Source organism: Flaviaestuariibacter flavus, assembly GCF_004337505.1.
GTDB classification, from domain to species: Bacteria; Bacteroidota; Bacteroidia; order Chitinophagales; family Chitinophagaceae; genus Flavisolibacter; species Flavisolibacter flavus.
In genome coordinates, this window is sequence record NZ_SJZI01000012.1 from 1 (window position 1) to 3411 (window position 3411).

A 3411-nucleotide genomic window follows, 5' to 3' on the forward strand; every position below is an offset into this window, starting at 1 on the left:
TACTATCCATTTGGAATGCAAATGCCAGGGAGATCATTTGCTGCTGAAAAGGGCTATAGGTACGGGTTTAATGGGAAAGAAAATGATCAGGATATTAATATCGGAATGTTAGATTTCGGTGGAAGAATGAACGACGTTCGCATAGCGAAATGGTTTAGCATCGACCCTCAATCATCCTTGCTGCCCAATTTTAGTCCGTACTCATTTGTAAATAATGATCCGATAAGATACATTGACCCTGACGGTAACTTCCTGCTTGACGTTCATCGCCGAATCGTTCGAAACGCGTTATTCAATTTCCAGATTAAGTTTGTTGATGAACGAACTAGCGGTGGTGGAATGTTTAGGGATCGATACCTGAATGGTAGCCTGACGGCTGGATTCTCAAGAGGAATCCGGGGTGAGGCTAATAATTGGGATAAATGGGTTATAATAGGAGGATATGGCGGAGTAGTCTACCCGGATTGGCACGAACAGGACAATAAGTCTTCCCATTTTGACCAAATGAACTATGCTCAGATAATGGAAAACTTCAACCGGATAAAAACCCAGACCACAGCCTTAATCGACAATTATAAATTAAGTGGAGGTATAAAGAGCGACGATCAAGCTCACAACTTGGGATTCGAGATCGGTAAAAAGTTACATGCAGTGGCAGATTTCTACTCGCATTCGAACTACGTTGAATTATATACCGAAATGTATGGCAAAGTAAAAGATCTTTCGACTATCCCTACTCTCGATGAGACAATGTCAAATATGAAGTATGAAAAGTTTGCTGAGAAATTGAAAAGAGATTTAAAAACCGGGCGTTATCCCGGTGAAGGCGCTGGTTCTCATAAGGAAATGAATCATGATGTCGGCGCAGGCTCTACCTACACTATTATTGCTCCAGACACAAGAGGCAAAAAAGTGTCATATAATACGCGTGCTGCTGAGGCTGTCGCTACAAAGGCAAGCAAGGAATACTGGTTAAAAGTAAAAAACCAAATAGAAGATAGAAAACGATAATATGATTGAAGTATTACTGATTCTTATCGACACCCTACTTTGTATTTTGATTGACGCTTTTCGCATCCATTTTGGAAAAGACAACGGATTGCTTTTCAAATTAATGGCTTCAGGAATTGCAGGTGTAGTCTATTGTTACTTTAAGTATAAGGGGTATAATTATCGATTGTTACAAGCAGTTCTGACACCAATTATATCTCTTTTCGTTACCTACGGATGCCTTATAGTGTTAAGTATGATATTGAACGGAGACAACAGTGGTTTCGACATGCCAGTCATTATTGACGTGATATTAGTCGCAATGAGTCAAATTTGTTTGACTATGATTTTACTAAAAAGAAATAAAGGAATACGAGAATCTTAGGTTAACCGCAGATGATATATTATAGTTAACATCTCGATTGCGCCTAATGACTATATAATTTGATTGCAAATGGTAAAGATTGTATTTACGGCGGTAACGGGCTTTAGGCAAAAGGAATAGTTGCCGCGGGATAGGCGGATTTTTTTCTTGAGCCAGAGACAAAGTAACTAATAATTGGATCTTCAGTTATTTCAAACACCGTTCTGTTATTGCTCTCCTGGCCTTAAAATACGTCATCGGTTTAGTTTGGTAGGAGTGCCATCGACACTGCCTTCCATTGCAAACCTATTGTAGTTAGCTAAGGAGAAGCGCCAAGAGCTTTCTTAACTCGGATAGAAAATGACTACAGTTCTAGAGCCGCACGTACCGGTAACCAACATTGGTCAGCTAATTGGTTAACAATTCATGTCAAAACACCCTATTAATCAATGAGATCATTCTACTCGCGATAATTAATTCAGGCGTGCTTTACTGATTTTGTGATGCTTGAACCACGTTCTGGGAGGTCGCGCGATGGGCGCTCGTGCGGGTAATCCGAAGCACCGCGTCCACGAACAAACAACTTTCTTTGGCTGCGCCGGGCCGCCCGACTCCACAGCAACCGATCCTCTACCAAACTTCGTCACTGACAAATGTCTATTGGTCACTAAAGTTTTTATTACATCGACCACCCCCAATTCCATCGTCAATTCTACCTATGAGAGTATTTCATCAGGGACGATGATGGGCGCCTTAGTAAAACCTCATTCCAAGTTGCTCATCACAATGCTATCAGAGGTGATAAGGTTCAAAAAGTAAGTGCAAGCTTTACTCTCCGACTCAAATTTTGTCAATCCAGTTTTTTGCCCCCTTTCGCTATAGTAAACATACCAACTATCACCCGACGAATCAACGCAGTAAGCTTCATTTGGGAGCCCGCCATGCAACGAATAGAAGTCTGGTCGAATTTTAAGCCTAAGTAGAATTTCTTTCAAACTTTCAATGTTAGTCGGCTTCATATTATTGACTGGTTTTTGGTGGGATCGCACGAATAATTCCTGCTTTTTTTAGCTCTGAAACTGATCTGTCAAATTTATATTGAGTACCGCCTCCAGGCTCGCCAAACCAAGGAGCTGTTTTTCCCGCTTTAGCATCGAACGGCTTTAAAACTTCATATTCAGTTAACGGCTTTGCAGTTGAGCCTGGAGCCATCGCACGTTGATTGAGAGGAGTGCCCGCTGGCGAAGCAAAGGTTCCGGCTTCTGACCCATACCTATTAAATCGGTCGCCTGGCTTAAGTGTGACAGTAGTAGGTTCAGTAGCGAAGCCTTCTCGACTAGGCCATATGAAATTACCATTGTGATCTACCCAGTTGCTATTCCTGACATCAATTCCTTTCGCTCGAGTGTTAAATATACCTATCGATTCGTTGGGATTTATTCCTCCTAGTGACATTACTAAACCGTCAGCTGCAGCGCCGAAACCTATTCCTTTTTCTTTTGCAGCAATATAGCCGATTGCTGCTCCTGGGCCAGTTGCAATAGCGGCTAGGTTGTTCGAATGGTATTCGGCACTTTTTGCTTTTAAAGTAGCATTTACGCTCTTTTCGGGCCCAATGTGATGGTTGCCGTAGATATCGGTTCCTATAACAGCAACCTGTGGATACCTAGGGGCTCTCGAATTGGATAATTCATCAGCTTTTAACTGAGCTGGTTTAACCTGTGTAGCAGGCTTCTTACTTTGCAATTCAATTACACCAGCTGAGGCTACTCTTGGAATATTGTCATGAACAATACTCACTCCGTTATAATTATAATGCTCTAGACCATCTAAGTCAATTCCATCTATTGGTCTATTGCTTGCAAATTGATAAGGCGTTAACTCTGGATATTTGGAAGTCAGCGGATCAACACTTAAAAACTTAGATATAGCCGGATTGAAAATTCTCATGCCATAGTCCTGCATACCTGTTTCCGAATCTTCCTCCTTACCATTAAACCCATACCTGTAGCCCATTCTAACTGTAAATGCCCTTCCTGGCATTTGCATTCCAAATG

2 protein-coding genes are annotated in these 3411 nt (G+C 41.6%); one reads left to right on the plus strand and one right to left on the minus strand.

The features are described from left to right. The coding region (locus tag EPD60_RS07550; protein ID WP_131448463.1) for an RHS repeat domain-containing protein at window positions 1-1011 on the plus strand (1011 nt) is incomplete at its 5' end. Between the two features lie 1363 nt (window positions 1012-2374). Here EPD60_RS07550 and EPD60_RS07560 read toward each other — a convergent pair. After that, window positions 2375-3411, minus strand: a 1037-nt coding sequence (locus tag EPD60_RS07560) for a glycohydrolase toxin TNT-related protein (RefSeq protein ID WP_131448467.1), incomplete at its 5' end; no start/stop codon positions are given.